We start from the raw sequence: 15,688 nt of genomic DNA, 5'->3' as shown, positions 1-15,688 counted from the left end.
TATTTTTCTGCTATAAGTTATGCGTTTAATTTTGTTTTTTTCTCATCATTTTTTGATTATGATAGGCTCAACTGCTTTGGAACGATTGAATGAAACTAAAACCCGCCACGTTACCCGACACGATTTGGACCGCCAAACATATTTGGTCACTAGAAACAAAGTCCTTGTTTGTGCTATTGCCAACCCTAATGATTATGGGGATTGGTGAGGGCTTGATTTTGCTGTCTGATCTCGGTTCGGCCCCGTGGACGGTACTCTCACAAGGCATTGCTTTACAGGGTAATTTTAGTGTTGGCTGGGCGTCTTTTCTAATCAGCGGAATCGTCATGCTGCTGTGGATCCCCCTCAAAATGCGACTGGGTATTGGCACCCTGTTAAATGTCATTGTGATCGCCATATTACTCGGTATCACCGTTGCCTATCTCCCTTTCCCAACGGATTTAACAGGACAAATTGGCTACTTTTTAATGGGCATGTTACTACTTGGCGTTGGCACTGCCTTTTATCTCACTTGCCATCTTGGGGCAGGCCCTCGTGATGGTTTAATGGTGGGAATATGCCAAAAATTTCATTGGCGCATTGCGGTGGTCCGAACCGTCATTGAAGTGACCGCTTGCGCATTAGGATATTGGCTCGGTGGCACGGTCGGTATCGGCACATTAGTCTATGCGCTTGCGGTCGGTTGGATTATTCAAGGCACACTGAGCTTAATCCGACATCATTAATTTGCGACAAAGTGCGGTGGAAAATCTTCATATTTTTACACCGCAGTTTCACCTTGATTTTAAGCTATCTCCCCCTATTCTCTTTCTCCTCCTATTTTCATTCTCCCCACTTGAAATACGCAAAACCAACCTTACTTTATCAACACAATCAAAAAATGTGATGTTGTCCCGCCATTTTAAAATGTCAAAAAAATTTTAAAACAGCCCTTGAAAAAGGAAAAGCCAACCACATTTTAAGTAACAAGCAAGCGAGCTTATTCTGAATATCAACAAGAAAAGCATTGCGAAATAAACAGATTTAACTAGAAGGAAAACAAATTATGGGAAAAATTATCGGTATTGACTTAGGGACAACCAACTCTTGTGTGGCTGTGATGGATGGCGACAAACCACGTGTGATTGAAAACGCCGAGGGCGATCGCACCACCCCGTCAATCATTGCCTATACCAATGACAATGAAACCTTAGTGGGTCAACCGGCGAAACGTCAAGCGGTCACCAATCCGAAAAATACGTTATTTGCCATCAAACGTTTAATTGGTCGCCGTTTTGAGGACCAAGAAGTACAACGTGATGTGAACATTATGCCATTCAGCATTGTGAAAGCCGACAACGGCGACGCGTGGGTAGATGTGAAAGGCGACAAATTAGCGCCACCACAAATTTCAGCCGAAGTGTTGAAAAAAATGAAAAAAACCGCCGAAGATTTCTTGGGCGAAACCGTCACCGAGGCCGTCATCACAGTACCGGCTTACTTTAACGACGCCCAACGTCAAGCCACCAAAGACGCAGGTCGTATCGCAGGGTTAGATGTAAAACGTATCATCAACGAACCAACTGCGGCGGCATTGGCTTACGGTTTAGATAAAGGCAAAGGCAACCAAACCATTGCGGTGTATGACTTGGGTGGTGGTACATTCGACTTGTCTATCATCGAAATTGATGAAGTCGGTGGCGAAAAAACCTTTGAAGTATTAGCAACCAATGGTGATACTCACTTAGGTGGTGAAGACTTTGATAACCGTGTAATCAATTACTTGGTAGATGAGTTCAAAAAAGAACAAGGTGTCGATTTACGCAACGATCCATTAGCGATGCAACGTTTAAAAGAAGCAGGCGAAAAAGCCAAAATTGAACTTTCTTCTGCTCAACAAACAGACGTGAATTTGCCTTATATCACAGCTGATGCGACTGGACCAAAACACTTAAACATTAAATTAACTCGTGCAAAATTAGAAGCCTTAGTGGAAGATTTAGTCGCTCGTTCCATTGAACCTGTAAAAGTAGCGTTAAATGATGCGGGCTTGAGTATTTCACAAATTGATGATGTACTTCTTGTGGGCGGTCAAACTCGTATGCCATTAGTGCAACAAAAAGTAGCAGAATTCTTTGGTAAAGAACCACGCAAAGACGTGAACCCAGATGAAGCCGTTGCAGTGGGTGCAGCGGTACAAGGTGGTGTGTTATCTGGTAATGTGACTGACGTGTTATTATTAGACGTTACCCCATTATCATTAGGTATCGAAACCATGGGCGGTGTAATGACTACCCTAATTGAGAAAAACACCACGATTCCAACTAAAAAATCGCAAGTGTTCTCAACGGCAGAAGATAACCAAAGTGCGGTAACCATCCACGTGTTACAAGGTGAACGTAAACAAGCGTCAGCCAATAAATCTTTGGGTCAATTCAACCTTGAAGGCATTAACCCAGCACCACGCGGTATGCCACAAATTGAAGTGACGTTTGATATTGACGCAGACGGTATTATCCACGTTTCTGCTAAAGATAAAGGAACAGGTAAAGAACAACAAATCACTATCAAAGCCTCATCTGGTTTAAGTGATGAAGAAATTCAACAAATGGTACGTGATGCCGAAGCCAACGCCGAAGCAGACCGTAAATTTGAAGAATTAGTCCAAGCTCGCAATCAAGCAGATGCAATTGTTCACTCTACTCGCAAACAATTAAGCGAAGTAGGCGACAAACTTTCTGTTGATGACAAAGCTCCGATTGAAAAAGCCTTAGGCGAGCTTGAAACCGCAGCCAAAGGTGAAAATAAAGCGGAAATTGATGCGAAATTGCAAGCGTTAATTCAAGTATCTGAAAAATTAATGCAAGCCGCTCAACCACAACCAGACGCTCAACAAGCTCAAAGCGGAAAACCACAAGATGATGTGGTGGATGCGGAGTTTGAAGAAGTGAAAGATAATAAATAATCTTTATTATCCATTAATTAAGGGCGTAAGTTTACGCCCTTTTGGTGTATTTATTAAGGAATAACAATGAAACAATTATATTTAGCATTAGTTCCAACATTACTATTGACTGCTTGCTCTAGCGCTGCCCAACCATTAACTAAAGACGCATTAGTGGGGGAATGGATTTGTACCACAGAATATAAACATGCCAATGTTGGTACGGTTGATTTCATGACCTTAAATGCAGATGGATCATTAAAAGATGATAATTATATTTTAGATCATATCCTGAATGTTCTTACAAATAAAAATATAGATAATTATTTTAGTTCTCCATTTAGATATCTCAGCATTAATGAAGGAACATGGAAATTATCGGGTGATACCTTAACTTATGATTTAAAACAAAAAGACTTCAAACGTCTGATTACGACAAGTATTTGGGAAGATATCCAAAAAGGCAATGAACTCCGAAAACTAGAAGAAAAAATATATAATATTCACTCTTCTAATAAAGGTGGTGAAGTTAAATTAACATTTAATAAATTTATTAAAGATGGTTTTATTCTTAGCCAAAAAATAAATGGTATCACCTACGATAGCGAATGTTTAACTAAAAATACATCAAATTATAAACACATTGAAGTATATAAAAATCCACAATTAATCAAAGAGAAGTAAAATGGCAATTAAAAGAAGATGGTTTCGCCCCATTATGGTCAGCGTATCGGTATTTATTTATTCAATGTTTATTTCATTTGGGATGTCCTTATTTAATAATGGTTTTACCCTTGATTTTATTATGAACTGGCCTAAAAACTGGCTTGTCGCCTTTTGTGTGGCCTTTCCAACCATTTGGTTTTTACAGCCATTGATTGCTAAATGGGTACACAATATTAAATTTACAGATTAACTTATTTCGAGTAACAGATTATGGCAAAACGAGATTATTACGACGTACTAGGCATTCAAAAAGGGGCGGATGAGAAAGAAATCAAACGTGCCTATAAACGCCTAGCAATGAAATATCACCCAGATAGAACCAAGGGCGATAAAGACAGCGAAGAAAAATTTAAAGAGATCAACGAAGCCTACGAGATCTTAAACGACAAAGAAAAACGAGCGGCTTACGATCAATACGGTCACGCCGCCTTTGAACAAGGTGGATTTGGTGGCGGTGCTGGCGGATTTGGCGGTGGCTTTGGGGGATTCGGTGGCTTTGAAGATATTTTCAGCGAAATGTTCGGCGGGGGCGGCGGTGGTCGTCAACGTGTAGTACGTGGTGACGATTTACGTTACGACATTGAAATCACCTTGGAAGAGGCCGTGCGTGGTGTCACCAAAGACATTCAAATTCGCACCTTGGTGCATTGTGATGAATGTAACGGCACAGGGGCAGAAAAAGGATCCAAAGTGGAAACCTGTTCAACCTGTCATGGGCAAGGTCGGGTTCGCCGTCAACAAGGTTTCTTTGTCACCGAAACCGCTTGTCCGCATTGTCATGGTACAGGTAAGAAAATTGAGAAACCCTGTAAACAATGCCACGGCGACGGACGTGTACATAAAACCGAAAGTTTGTCGGTTAAAATCCCCGCAGGTGTGGATACAGGCAACCAATTACGCTTAACGGGCAAAGGTGCTGCTGGTGAAAATGGTGCGCCGGCAGGGGATTTATATGTGGTCATTCATGTACAGGATCATCATATTTTTGAACGTGACGGCAATAATTTATACTGCGAGGTCCCGATTAGCTTTACCCAAGCCGCTCTTGGAGGCGAAATTGAAGTGCCGACCTTAGAGGGCCGTGCAAAATTAAAAATTCCAGAGGGCACCCAAACGGGCAAAATGTTCCGTATGCGTGGCAAAGGGATTACCGCCATGCGAAGTGGTTATGCGGGCGATTTAATTTGCAAAATCGTCGTAGAAACCCCGGTTTCCCTCAACGAAGAACAAAAAACCTTGTTACGTCAATTGGAAGAAAGTTTGGAGGGCCATGACACCCAAAGACCAAAACATTCCAGTTTCTTTGATGGCGTGAAGAAGTTTTTTGATAATTTGGGGAAATAGTGTTGCCCAAATAATGTGCAGACTATCGTCACCATGACTAGCCCCGTACGAAAGTGCGGGGTATTTTTTTCAAATTTTTTTATTTTTAGGGATTGACTTTAATTTTTTTTTTTTAGAATGGGGAGGTTTATATTTTAATTAACAAACTTTCTCAACACATTTTTACCCCTTTATTTTAGGTGTTTCTATGACTGTTGGGATCGATTTTAAAAGGAATTTAGTATGCGAAATTGGTTGAAAATGCTCCTTATGGTAGTCTGCTTAGGATTAGGTAGTTGTAGTAATGTTCTTGATACTCAGGAACTAGACAACGAGGTAATTAGTGCTATCAATTCAAATAATTGGCCAAAAGTGCTTTATCTAAAAAGACGTTATTTCCATCTCTCATATGATGTACCAACGGGAGAAGATAAATTCAAGGCTATATTCACAATGGGTAGTAAGGCGCCTGATTTAGCATCAGAAACGATGAAGCGGGTAAGTCCTGAAGTAAAAGCACAAGCTGAACGCTATTTACAAAGTTTAACGAGTTACGATAAGTTATCCATAAGTAACGGCGTTTCTTTTGATGCGTATGATATTGCCGATCTCATTGATGATCTTTTAGGTTTTAATAAACAAGCCGCTATAAATATTCTTGAAACGCATAGAAAAAGAGATCCAAATGCCTACAAGAGTGTCGCTTTTAAGAACCATGTTTATCGCCTTACCCCTGATAAAGTATCGCCTTCAGATCATCTTAGTGATTGTTATGAAGCCCGGTTTCCATTTCATAACGCTGTAGGTGCAATTCATATAATGCCAAATGATTGTAGCGCGGTATTTAAAGCAAACCAGTGTTACACTAAATATCTAAGAACAGATACTCGCTGCACAAACGATGTCGGTTTTTGCTATATGGGGGTTTGTGATATTCAGAGAGGGAGTTGTTACAGTAAAGATATTTATGACACATTCCCTACCTGTAATTCACCACAAACAAGATCGCCAAAAGATATAGATTACTACTAAAAAGTAGTAATTATCCCGTTTTGTTCAGTTTTTGTGTTGATTGTCTTTTATCAACATAAAAACTGAACATCCGCAAACATTAAGCAAAATTGGGTGTGAATGACACATCAAAAACAGCAATCATCTTATCAAATTCCCCAAAGTGCGGTAAAATCTACCGCACTTTTTGCTTTTCAGAGATCGATTATGCTCACCCCAACCCAACCCATTGAAAAACCGGCTAATTTAGTGGCCTTTGCGTTTTTACTGATTGCCTTTTTAACCGGCATTGCCTCCTCTTTTCAATTACCCACATTGAGCCTGTTTTTATCGCAAGAAATTCAGGTTTCCCCTGCCATGGTGGGCTATTTCTATGCGATTAATGCCATTATTGGCATTGGATTAAGTCAGGTATTAGCCAAATATTCCGACAAAATGGACGACCGCCGAAAAGTAATGATGTATTGCTGTATATTAGCGGTGGGCGGTTGTTTGGTGTTTGCGTTTATCCGAGATTACTGGTTATTAGTGATCTTGGGGACGACATTACTTGGCTTGGGCTCCTCCGCTAATCCACAATCCTTTGCATTGGCACGAGAATATGCCGACAGTACTGGCAAAGAAACCGTGATGTTTTCCACCATTATGCGAACCCAAATTTCGCTGGCGTGGATTGTAGGGCCACCGCTGTCTTTTAGTATTGCGTTAAATTGGGGTTTTGATTGGATGTATTCCATTGCAGGACTCGCCTTTTTATTCTGCGGACTGATTTCCGTCACCCTGTTGCCCAAAGTGCCACGCAAAAAAACGGAAAACAATACCGCACTACAAGCCCCTGCCAATAATCGAAAAAGCGTGCTGTATTTGTTTATCACTGTGTTTATGATCTTTAACTGTAACGGGATGTATTTGATTAATATGCCGTTATATGTGATCCACGAATTGCATTTATCCGCTGAATTAGCGGGTACCTTAATGGGAACCGCCGCAGGCTTGGAAATTCCCATTATGTTATTAGGCGGTTATTTAACCCAATATTTCAGCAAAAAAGCCTTAATTTTCACCGCACTTTTTGCCGGATTTTTGTTTTATTTTGGCTTGTTATTTTTTCAAGAAACGTGGCAGTTGGTGTTACTGCAATTTTTTAATGCGATTTTTATCGGCATTATCGCCACCCTCGGCATGGTATATTTTCAAGATTTAATGCCAAACCAAGCAGGTGCTGCCACCACGTTGTTTAGTAACGCCGCCAAATTAAGTTGGGTGGTATCTGGCCCTATCGCAGGTTTATTGGCACAATATTGGCATTATAGCTCGGTGTTTTATGTATCGTTTTTGATGATTGTGATTGGGGCGGTGTGTTTGGTGAAAGTGAAAGCAGTGAATTAGCTCCCCTCACCCTAGCCCTCTCCCTGAGGGAGAGGGGATTGGAATAACATGAGTTGATCGATAAGCCGAGTTCTGTCGTGGACAATCATTCCTCTAGGCGTACGTTCGCACGTACGCTCAAGCAACCTACCCGAACTCTGAGCGGGCACACCCATTGAGTTCCTATTTGGTCTTGCTACGAGTGGAGTTTACCATGCCATGAACGGTTACCCGCCATGCGGTGCGCTCTTACCGCACCCTTTCACCCTTACCCCTCACTTACATTGTAAACAATCTAGGTGAGGGGCGGTCTGCTCTCTGTTGCACTGGTCGTGGGATCGCTCCCCCTAGGCGTTACCTAGCACTCTGCCCTGTGTAGCTCGGACTTTCCTCTCGTCTATTTGTCCCACTAGATCGTTCTTGCGAACACGTTAGGGCTTCAATAAACCAGCGATTGTCTAACCAACTCGGGCGGTAGTATAACGGAATTTTTGCTAGAGTGAAATCAAAACTTGCGCTAAAATACCAACAACAATTTTAGGTGAATAAACAGCAGTTTTTTTCACCGCACTTTTGCTGGGGACAAAATGGATCATCTACACAATGCCCGTGAAACCATTACGATGGCGGAACAGGCTTTAATAAAATTAAGTCAGAATTTAGACAATACCTTTAATCAAGTGATTGAGCTTATTCTACAATGTGACGGAAGAATTGCCGTCAGTGGCGTGGGGAAATCAGGCTTGATCGGACAGAAAATTGTGGCCAGTCTTGCGTCCACTGGCACGCCGAGCTTTTTTTTACACCCCACCGAGGCCTTTCATGGCGATTTAGGCATGTTAAAACCCATTGATGTGGTGATTTTGATTTCTTATAGCGGTGAAAGCGACGAAGTCAATAAACTCATTCCGAGCTTGAAAAATTTTGGTAACAAAATCATTGCATTAACCAGCAATCCGCATTCTACTTTGGGCAAACATGCGGATTATGTGTTGGATATTAGTATCGAACGGGAGGCTTGCCCGAATAATCTTGCGCCGACCACCTCGGCATTAGTCACCTTGGCGTTGGGTGATGCTTTAACCGTGGCATTAATCTATGCTCGAGATTTTAAACCCATTGATTTTGCCAAATTCCACCCGGGTGGTTCTCTTGGTCGTCGTTTGCTTTGTCGTGTAAAAGATCAAATGCAAACTCGCTTGCCTCTCACCTTACCAAGCACCAGTTTTACCGACTGCTTGATGATTATGAACGAGGGCCGAATGGGCGTGGCCTTAGTGATGGAAAATAATCAATTACAAGGCATTATTACCGACGGTGATGTGCGCCGTGCATTAACCACCAACGGCGCAACAACCCTAACAAAAACCGCACAAGATCTAATGACCCGCAACCCGAAAACCATTCACCAAGATGAATTTTTATCCTCCGCTGAAATCTTTATGAAAGAAAATAAAATTCACTCTTTAGTGGTAGTGAATGATCAGCGTGAAGTGGTGGGACTAATTGAATTCTCAAGCTAAAAAAGGCCAATATGTTAGAAAAATTACAAAAAATCAAATTCGTGATCACCGATATTGATGGCGTGTTAACGGATGGCTTGTTGCATTATGATGCCAACGGTGAGGCCATTAAAAGTTTCCACGTACGTGATGGTTTAGGCATTCGCATGCTGATGGAACAAGGTATTCAAGTGGCGGTATTGTCTGGACGTTCCTCCCCGATTTTACAAAAACGCATGGAGGATCTGGGCATTACGTTATCCATATTAGGTAAACTAGAAAAAGAAACCGCTTGCTTTGAATTAATGCGACAAGCCAATGTTACGCCAGAACAAACGGCTTATATTGGTGATGACAGCGTGGATCTGCCTGCTTTTGCGGTCTGTGGTTTGGCTTTTGCGGTGGCGGATGCAGCCGATTACGTGAAAGATCAAGCGGATTATGTTCTCACCTTAGGCGGTGGCAAAGGGGCATTTCGTGAAATGTCGGATATGATTTTAGCCGCACAAAATAAAGCCGAAGTATACAATTCAGCCGTTGGCTTTTTGAAATCCGTTAAGAATATGGCGCAGTAACGTTGAAATTTTAAACAAAGCCCCCATATAAATCGTGATAAGTTCAAAATACGTTGACTTTTCATTCATTTAACATTAATTTAACGGAAGTTATTTTTACTACTTAAAAGGAAAATCTATGCAACAACAATCTCGTATTGTTTTAGGTGGTCGTGAGCAAAGCGAATCACTACTTCAAACGCATAAAGTGTTACGCAACACTTACTTTTTATTAAGCCTGACCTTAGCCTTTTCTGCTATCGTGGCTTATGTTTCTATGTCACTGAATTTACCTCGTCTAGGTATCATTGTGATGTTAGTGGGTTTTTATGGTTTATTGTTTTTAACCAATGCCTTAGCCAATAGTGCGGCGGGAATTTTAGCTGTTTTTGCCTTTACTGGCTTTTTAGGTTACACCATTGGGCCGATTTTAAACGCCTATGTGGGGGCAGGTTTAAGTGACGCTATCGTCCTTGCGTTAGGCGGTACCGCAGCGACATTCTTTGCTTGTTCAGCTTATGTATTAACCACCAAGAAAGATATGTCTTTCTTATCTGGCATGATGTTTGCCTTATTTATCGTGTTGTTAATCGGTATGGTGGCGAATATTTTCTTAAACATGCCAGCCTTGCATGTGGCCATGAGTGCATTATTTGTCTTGTTCTCTGCTGGCGGTATTTTATTTGAAACCAGCAACATTATTCACGGTGGCGAAACCAACTATATTCGTGCCACAGTGAGTCTATTCGTTTCAATTTATAACTTATTCATCAGCCTATTAAATTTACTCGGTATTTTCCGTGGTGATGATTAGTTTAACCAATTGATAAAATAATAATGAAACGTCCCTATTGTGGGGCGTTTTTTTGTTATAATCACGCAAAAAGTAAGGGTATGGTATGCTTGAAGTGAACCAAATACAAATTGAAACCGATTCTGCAGGTTATCTGTTGGATTTAAATCAGTGGAATGAAGAAGTGGCTATGGCGATTGCCGAGCAGGAAGATCTGTCACTGACGGATGCCCATTGGGAAGTGATTTACTTTGTGCGGTCATTTTATCAAGAATATAAAACGTCGCCAGCCATTCGCATGTTGGTGAAAGCTATGGCGGAAAAATTGGGGGCTGACAAAGGCAACAGTCGCTATTTACAACGTTTATTTCCTGATGGACCGGCTAAGCAAGCAACAAAATTAGCAGGCTTGCCAAAACCAGCAAAATGTTTATAAGCTAAATGAGAATCAATTTGATAATGCGAATGATTATCACTTGACAGGTAAAAATATAGGTTTATAATTCGTGGGGCAATTAGGTGCTATGGTGCCTTATTGTATAAGTGTATCAATGTTTAATTTCGTTTATATTAAGGAGAAAACAATGAAAAAACTGGTTAAACTTATCTTCGCTGCCCTACTCGCGGCTTCTGCCACCGCTGGCTATGCCAAGTTCAAAGTGGTGACCACCTTTACGGTGATTAAAGATATTGCCCAAAATATCGCAGGCGATGCCGCAGAAGTGCATTCCATTACCAAACCAGGGGCAGAAATTCACGAATATCAACCTACCCCACAAGATTTAGTGCAAGCCCAATCCGCTGACTTAATTTTATGGAATGGCTTGAATTTGGAACGTTGGTTTGAAAAATTCTTCCAAAATATGAAAGATGTCCCCGCTGTCGTAGTGACTGACGGCATTACACCGTTATCTATTTATGATGGGGAATATAAAGGTAAACCGAATCCCCATTCTTGGATGTCACCATCTAATGGCTTGATTTACATTGAAAATATTAAAAATGCGTTGATTAAATACGACCCTACCAATGCGGAAACCTATACCAAAAACGCAGCGGCTTATGCAGAAAAAATCAAAGCCTTAGATGCCCCAATGCGTGAAAAATTAATGCAAGTGCCCGAATCTAAACGTTGGTTAGTCACCTGCGAAGGGGCTTTTAGTTATCTTGCCAAAGACTATGGTTATCACGAACTCTATCTTTGGGGCGTCAATTCCGAACAACAAGGCACACCAAAACAAGTGCGTAAAGTCATTGACTCTGTGAAGAAAAATAACATTCCAGTCGTCTTCTGTGAAAGCACCATTTCTGATAAACCAATGAAACAAGTGGCAAAAGAAACGGGGGCGAAATTTGGCGGTGTGCTGTATGTGGATTCGCTGTCCACCGCAGACGGGCCTGTGCCAACCTATATTGATTTACTTAACACGACGGTATCTACCGTTGTCAAAGGCTTTGAAAAATAAGGATAAACAATCATGTCTATTACCGCCGCCATTCACGTTGATAATGTAACTGTGCGTTATAACAATGGGCATCTTGCCATTCAAGATGTGTCTTTTTCCTTGGAGGGTGGCACGATCTGTGCCTTGCTTGGTGTCAATGGTGGCGGTAAATCAACCTTATTTAAAAGTATTATGGGCTTGATCCGCTATCAACAAGGCAATATTCAGCTTTGCCATTTGCCGGTGGAAAAGGCCCTGAAACAAAACCTGATTTCCTATGTGCCACAAAGTGAAGATGTGGACTGGCAATTTCCTGTGTCTGTGTATGACGTGGTAATGCAAGGGCGTTATGGTTATATGAATTTTCTGCGAATTCCTACCACACTTGATAAGCAAAAAGTCCAACAAGCCATGGAGCGTGTAGATATTCAACATTTAGCAGATCGCCAAATTGGTGAACTTTCCGGCGGTCAAAAAAAACGTGTATTCTTGGCTCGTGCGTTAGCGCAACAAAGTAAAGTGATTTTGCTTGATGAACCCTTTACCGGCGTGGATGTAAAAACCGAAAATGCTATTGTGGATTTACTCGGTCAACTGCGTCAAGAAGGGCATTTAATTTTAGTTTCGACCCACAATTTAGGATCTGTGCCAGATTTTTGTGATCAAGTGGTGATGATTAATCGTACGGTGATTGCCGCTGGTTCCACCGAAAGCACCTTTAACCAACATAATTTAGAGAAATTATTTGGTGGGGTTTTACGCCATGTTAAATTGGCCAATCGAGATTTGCATGATGATGAAGATGAACGTGCCGTCACGGTATTAACTGATGATGAACGCCCTGCGGTGTTCTATGGGCAAACCAAAATCGATCCACCTGCCCCTATCCGCAAAAAAGATGTACAGGAACAGCCATAATGTTAGACATTTTACTTGAACCCTTTCATTACAATTATATGGTCAAAGCCATTTGGGTCAGTGCTGGCGTGGGGGGAATTTGTGCGTTTTTATCCGCTTATTTAATGCTAAAAGGCTGGTCATTGATTGGTGATGCCCTTTCGCATTCCGTTGTCCCCGGTGTGGCCATTGCCTATTCACTCGCTTTGCCTTATTCCGTTGGTGCATTTTTTTCTGGCATTTTAGCCGCACTTTCGATTCTTTGGGTCAAATCCATGACCAAACTCAAAGAAGATGCCATTATTGGCTTTATTTTTACCACTTTTTTTGCCATTGGATTGTTAATTGTGTCGTTAAATCCAACCGCTGTGGATGTACAAAGCATTGTACTCGGCAATATTTTGGGCATTTCTGATGAAGATGTGGTGCAAATTGCGATCATTATCAGTGTGGCCACCCTGTTGCTTTTACTCTTTTGGAAAAATTTATTGCTGGTGTTCTTTGATGAAATTCAAGCCATTTCGGTCGGGTTATCCCCTTATCGTTATAAAGTGTTATTTTTCAGTTTGTTAAGTGCCTGTATTGTGGCGGCATTGCAAACCGTGGGGGCAATTTTAGTCATTGCCATGGTGGTGACACCGGGGGCAACCGCCTATTTGCTCACCGATAAATTCCATAAACTGATTATTATTGCGGTATGTTTAGGCATTAGCACCAGCATTATTGGGGCGTATGTCAGCTATTTCCTAGACGGTGCCACCGGTGGATTAATCATCTGCTTACAAACCTTATTATTTTTGTTGGCGTTCTTTTTCTCGCCTAAATATGGCCTGTTTATGCGAAATAAACCGCTCATCACTGGGGAGAATCGCTAATGGAAACCTTGATGAATTGGTTTATTGAACCGCTTTCTTATCCATTTATGCAAATGGCATTAGCCACAGCCGTGGTGGTGGCGATTGTGTGTGCGGTGTTATCCTGCTATTTGGTATTAAAAGGCTGGTCATTAATGGGAGATGCCATTTCCCATGCGGTGTTACCCGGTATCGTGCTGGCTTATGTGTGTGGTCTCCCTTTGATGTTGGGTGCCTTTCTGTCTGGCTTATTTTGTTCCTTAGCCATTGGTTATTTAAAAGAAAATAGCCGAATCAAAGAGGACACCGTGATGGGCATTGTGTTTTCAGGCATGTTTGCCTTTGGCTTGGTGTTGTTTGTCAAAGTGGAAAGCGATCAGCACTTAACTCATGTGTTATTTGGTAATTTACTCGGCGTGGGGCTAAACGACTTTCTGCAAATTTTAGTCATTTCAGTGTTGATTTTCTTCACCATGTTATTAAAACGCCGTGATTTTTTACTGTTCTGTTTTGACCCAAGTCACGCTCGAGTGGCTGGCTTATCCCCAAGGATCTTACACTATGGCTTACTTGCCCTGTTAGCCCTGACCATTGTAGAAACTATGCAAGTGGTGGGGGTTATTTTGGTGGTTGCCATGTTAATATCACCGGGCATCACTGCTTTTATGCTGACCAAAAAATTTGATTATATGATTGCCATTGCCATGGTGAGTTCTGTGTTGTCGAGTTTCTTAGGGACGCTCATTAGCTTTCATCTCAATGCGGATATTGGTCCTTGTATCATTCTGTTACAAGCGGTGCTGTTTATCTTCGCATTGCTGTATTCAAAATTTAAAATATCCTCTATTCATCCTGTAAAAAGTGCGGTGTAAAAATGAATAATATTCAATTAGAACAACGGATTAACCAAAAATTAAATGCACAAGCCATTAATGACTATGCCCCTAATGGATTACAAGTGGAAGGCAAGGCGGAAATCAAAAAAATCATCACAGGCGTCACCGCTAGCCTTGCCTTAATTGATTATGCCATTCAACAACAAGCGGATGCCATTTTGGTGCATCATGGCTATTTTTGGAAAAGCGAAAATCCTTGTATTCGGGGCATGAAAGGCGAACGAATTAAACGCTTATTAGTCAATGACATCAATTTATATGGCTATCACTTGCCGTTAGATATTCATCCTGAATTGGGCAATAACGCCTTATTAGCTAAATCGCTCGGCATTGACAATTTACAACCGTTAGAACAAGGTTCAACCAGTATTCCAATGTGGGGCATGTTGAGTGAACCAGTTTCTGTGCAAGATTTTCAACAACGCATTGCTAAAGTATTAGGTAAAAAACCGATCACCTGTGATGTGGAAAAATTTAACCCAAATGCACCGCACTTTATCCAAAAAATCGGTATTTGTACGGGTGGCGGTCAAGGTTACATTGATTTGGCTTACGCACAAGGCTGTGATGCCTTTATCAGCGGTGAGATTTCCGAACAAACCACCCATTCTGCAAGAGAACAAGGCATTCATTATTTCGCTTGCGGACATCACGCCACGGAACGTTGTGGAATCCAAGCCTTAGGCGAATGGTTAGCGTCTGAATATGGTTTGGATGTAGAATTTGTGGATATTGATAATCCAGCTTAATCATGAAAACCATTTATTTAATTCGTCATGCGGAAAGTCTTGCCAATTCAGGAGCCAAAAGTTTACCCGATAAAGACATTCCATTAAGCGAACAGGGACAAAGACAAGCTCAGGGGATCATTCCACATTTACCACCGAGCCAGCATGTGTTTACTTCTGAATTTGTACGCACACAACAAACAGCACAACCCTATTTACAACATTATCAATTAACCGCACAAATTCTACCCGAACTGAACGAATTTTCTTACTTGCCTTTGAGCTTAATTGACGGACTCAATGGCGAACAACGTCGCCCCATTAGCCAAGCCTACTGGCAACGAGCTAATCCCTTAGAAAAGTGCGGTGAAAATACAGATAGTTTTGCCGAATTTAATCAACGTATTGAGCATTTTCTGCATAAAGCCAAGACATTACCCGATCAAAGTTTGTGTTTTACACACGGTATTTGGATCGCCTTGTTAGTTTGGCGACTGTTAGGCTTTTCAGCTAACACGAGCGAAGATATGCGAAAATTCCGTCAATTTCAACCGCACTTACCAATGCCGAATACGGCTATTTGGCGGTTGAATTTAACAGAAAAACAATCTTGGCAAATTCAGCGTTTACTTTCATCATCATACTATTCTATACGCCAAAACAGTTGA

Annotated in this window: 17 protein-coding genes and 1 other RNA gene; 17 read left to right on the top strand and 1 reads right to left on the bottom strand. The window is 41.4% G+C overall.

The genetic code is table 11. The features are described 5' to 3' along the window. Window positions 1–89 precede the first annotated feature (89 nt). From ACTG7L_RS01115 to ACTG7L_RS01085, 7 genes are all read left to right on the top strand, one after another. Window positions 90–725 (top strand): membrane protein YczE, encoded by a 636-nt coding sequence (locus tag ACTG7L_RS01115; protein WP_439287142.1) that lies wholly within the window; start codon window positions 90–92, stop codon window positions 723–725. 320 nt (window positions 726–1,045) lie between these two features. Beyond that, entirely contained in the window at window positions 1,046–2,944 is a 1,899-nt protein-coding gene (dnaK, locus tag ACTG7L_RS01110; protein ID WP_439287141.1) for a molecular chaperone DnaK, read from the top strand. 66 nt (window positions 2,945–3,010) lie between these two features. Next, a complete protein-coding gene (locus ACTG7L_RS01105) occupies window positions 3,011–3,607 on the top strand; it encodes a hypothetical protein (protein WP_439287140.1) in 597 nt (198 codons plus the stop codon). A gap of 1 nt (window position 3,608) precedes the next feature. After that, window positions 3,609–3,839 carry a DUF2798 domain-containing protein gene (locus ACTG7L_RS01100; RefSeq protein ID WP_439256621.1) on the top strand — a complete coding sequence of 77 codons (231 nt, stop codon included), beginning with the start codon at window positions 3,609–3,611 and terminating at the stop codon, window positions 3,837–3,839. 20 nt (window positions 3,840–3,859) lie between these two features. After that, a complete protein-coding gene (gene dnaJ / locus ACTG7L_RS01095) occupies window positions 3,860–4,993 on the top strand; it encodes a molecular chaperone DnaJ (RefSeq protein WP_439241284.1) in 1,134 nt (377 codons plus the stop codon). Between the two features lie 222 nt (window positions 4,994–5,215). Then, window positions 5,216–6,004 (top strand): hypothetical protein, encoded by a 789-nt coding sequence (locus ACTG7L_RS01090; RefSeq protein WP_439287139.1) that lies wholly within the window; start codon window positions 5,216–5,218, stop codon window positions 6,002–6,004. Window positions 6,005–6,103: 99 nt separating this feature from the next. Continuing rightward, the gene (locus ACTG7L_RS01085) at window positions 6,104–7,372 is read left to right on the top strand and encodes a sugar efflux transporter (protein WP_439287138.1); all 1,269 of its coding nucleotides are present in this window, start codon (window positions 6,104–6,106) and stop codon (window positions 7,370–7,372) included. Between the two features lie 45 nt (window positions 7,373–7,417). Here ACTG7L_RS01085 and rnpB read toward each other — a convergent pair. Beyond that, window positions 7,418–7,821, bottom strand: an RNA gene (rnpB, locus tag ACTG7L_RS01080) — RNase P RNA component class A. A 117-nt stretch (window positions 7,822–7,938) separates the two neighbouring features. Between rnpB and ACTG7L_RS01075 the strand changes: the two genes are divergently transcribed. The 10 genes from ACTG7L_RS01075 to ACTG7L_RS01030 all read left to right on the top strand — a co-directional run bounded on the left by ACTG7L_RS01075 (window position 7,939) and on the right by ACTG7L_RS01030 (window position 15,688). Further along, window positions 7,939–8,874: a KpsF/GutQ family sugar isomerase gene (locus ACTG7L_RS01075; protein WP_439287137.1), complete on the top strand. Its 936-nt coding sequence runs from the start codon at window positions 7,939–7,941 to the stop codon at window positions 8,872–8,874. A gap of 11 nt (window positions 8,875–8,885) precedes the next feature. Next, window positions 8,886–9,428 carry a KdsC family phosphatase gene (locus ACTG7L_RS01070; RefSeq protein WP_439287136.1) on the top strand — a complete coding sequence of 181 codons (543 nt, stop codon included), beginning with the start codon at window positions 8,886–8,888 and terminating at the stop codon, window positions 9,426–9,428. 118 nt (window positions 9,429–9,546) lie between these two features. Further along, entirely contained in the window at window positions 9,547–10,221 is a 675-nt protein-coding gene (locus ACTG7L_RS01065) for a Bax inhibitor-1 family protein (RefSeq protein WP_439287135.1), read from the top strand. An 85-nt stretch (window positions 10,222–10,306) separates the two neighbouring features. Continuing rightward, a complete protein-coding gene (locus ACTG7L_RS01060) occupies window positions 10,307–10,636 on the top strand; it encodes a TusE/DsrC/DsvC family sulfur relay protein (RefSeq protein WP_439241298.1) in 330 nt (109 codons plus the stop codon). Between the two features lie 148 nt (window positions 10,637–10,784). Continuing rightward, complete coding sequence (locus ACTG7L_RS01055; protein ID WP_439287134.1) at window positions 10,785–11,666, top strand: metal ABC transporter substrate-binding protein; 882 nt, start codon at window positions 10,785–10,787, stop codon at window positions 11,664–11,666. A gap of 12 nt (window positions 11,667–11,678) precedes the next feature. Next, complete coding sequence (locus ACTG7L_RS01050) at window positions 11,679–12,563, top strand: ATP-binding cassette domain-containing protein (protein WP_439287133.1); 885 nt, start codon at window positions 11,679–11,681, stop codon at window positions 12,561–12,563. Beyond that, entirely contained in the window at window positions 12,563–13,417 is an 855-nt protein-coding gene (locus tag ACTG7L_RS01045; protein WP_439287132.1) for a metal ABC transporter permease, read from the top strand. The genes ACTG7L_RS01050 and ACTG7L_RS01045 overlap by 1 nt, the downstream gene beginning before the upstream one ends. 8 nt (window positions 13,418–13,425) lie before the next feature. Continuing rightward, window positions 13,426–14,268, top strand: coding sequence for a metal ABC transporter permease (locus tag ACTG7L_RS01040; protein WP_439287170.1), 843 nt, complete (start codon window positions 13,426–13,428; stop codon window positions 14,266–14,268). 2 nt (window positions 14,269–14,270) lie between these two features. After that, the gene (locus ACTG7L_RS01035; protein ID WP_439287131.1) at window positions 14,271–15,041 is read left to right on the top strand and encodes a Nif3-like dinuclear metal center hexameric protein; all 771 of its coding nucleotides are present in this window, start codon (window positions 14,271–14,273) and stop codon (window positions 15,039–15,041) included. Between the two features lie 2 nt (window positions 15,042–15,043). After that, a complete protein-coding gene (locus tag ACTG7L_RS01030) occupies window positions 15,044–15,688 on the top strand; it encodes a histidine phosphatase family protein (protein ID WP_439287130.1) in 645 nt (214 codons plus the stop codon).

It is taken from the genome of Lonepinella sp. BR2357 (genome assembly GCF_051851525.1).
Taxonomy (GTDB): Bacteria; Pseudomonadota; Gammaproteobacteria; order Enterobacterales; family Pasteurellaceae; genus Lonepinella.
The sequence above is the reverse complement of the archived record's forward strand: the minus strand, read 5'-3'. Positions and strand labels throughout refer to the sequence as shown.